Genomic DNA, 1,320 nt, shown 5'->3' with positions numbered 1-1,320 from the left:
GTACCGTCTCCCTCTATTATAATGCCATCTACAGGAATTTTTTCTCCGGTAAAAACTACAACTTGATCACCAACTTGAACATCCTCTACTAAAACCTTTTCTTCAACGCCTTTTTCTTTTACCCTCCAAGCATATGAGACGTCTAATTTTAGGACGGAGTGAATATAATGCTTGGTTTGTTCAGACGTATAGTCTGTTAATAGCTCGCTAATTGTAGACATCAAAGTAATAATTAAAGCCGATCCCGGATTTTTCATATATAAAGAAGCAAATATAGAGGCGGCTGTTAGTGTATTAGCATTCCCTTTTCGTTCTTTTAGGACATGAGCAATACCGTCTTTAATAACCTCATAGGAAGTGCTAATAGCAGTAAGGGTGCTAATCCAATAAAATACTGTCTTTACTATAATAGGATACGAAGAACGTTGCAGATACCAGTTAACTAAAAACATAGTTCCGCAAGCTATGATTGGTATAACTTTCTTCCATGAACATGCTGCTTGCTTGAGTGTATGTTTATATTTATAGATGAATGATTTTAGATTGTATAAAGAGAGAGTGCTATTATGATAAATAAGTAAACTTCCGGTTACTTGATTATAGAGTGCAGAATATACCCCTGGAAAAGAGCGTATCCAAGTTTCAATACGGTTTATTTCTAGCTGTTTAGGTATATAAAATCGGGTTCTTCCAGGAAGAGAATGAGCTACCTTTACCCCGAACATCATCACCTATTCTTTTCCCCCTTATTTTTAATGATGCTGTATGACCAATAAAGTAAGCTTGCAGAAAAAGCAGGCGCACTTCCAAACGTCTGAATTCCTTTTCCTAATAAAAAGAGAACAAATAAACTATCAAAGTCAGCAAAGCCATTGGTTTGCTTTTTGATCCCTTTATCTATAAACCCAAGTGTGTTGGTCATACCATTCATTAATGTAGCATCTTTGTTTAAAATTGCGTTAGATGCTATTTGTACGATATAACTCATCAGTTCATCCAGCTCTTCCTGATTAATATGCGGGACAACAAATTGAAGCACTAAACTTCCGGTTAGTTCTGAAGCTTTCGATGTTAGGATAAGAGGATGTTTTTTTACTTCTTCTGTTAGGGCATGTGCAATAATACGATGCTTCCAGCTGTCACATTGTATACGCAGCCGCCCTGGCATCGCATGCAATACTTTTATTTTTTGATCCCGGAATTGAGACATAATTTTAGGAGCAATAAAAGAAGCTCCTAATCCAATTACAGTAGGAAGCATGCTGATTCCTCTCCTTCATTAAGCTCTATATTCTTCTTGATATATTTGTTCAATAAGGT

Annotated in this window: 2 protein-coding genes; both read right to left on the bottom strand. The window is 36.1% G+C overall.

Translation table 11 applies throughout. From position 1 onward, the window contains the following. Nucleotides 1-728, bottom strand: a 728-nt coding sequence (locus RB298_RS04280) for a P-type ATPase actuator domain-containing protein (RefSeq protein WP_486045954.1), incomplete at its 3' end; no start/stop codon positions are given. Beyond that, entirely contained in the window at nt 728-1,261 is a 534-nt protein-coding gene (locus RB298_RS04275) for an HMA2 domain-containing protein (protein ID WP_328235078.1), read from the bottom strand. The genes RB298_RS04280 and RB298_RS04275, both read right to left, overlap by 1 nt. Between the last annotated feature and the right edge of the window lie 59 nt (nt 1,262-1,320).

The sequence above is a fragment of the Priestia sp. BR_2 genome (assembly GCF_041954005.1).
GTDB classification, from domain to species: Bacteria; Bacillota; Bacilli; order Paenibacillales; family Paenibacillaceae; genus Paenibacillus_AQ; species Paenibacillus_AQ lautus_A.
Note: the sequence above shows the minus strand (reverse complement) of the source record. Positions and strands in the feature narration are given on the sequence as shown.

Excerpts from the sequence above, each read along its gene's own strand:
- RB298_RS04275 (WP_328235078.1), bottom strand. The coding sequence starts at position 1,261 with ATGCTTCCTACTGTAATTGGATTAGGAGCTTCTTTTATTGCTCCTAAA.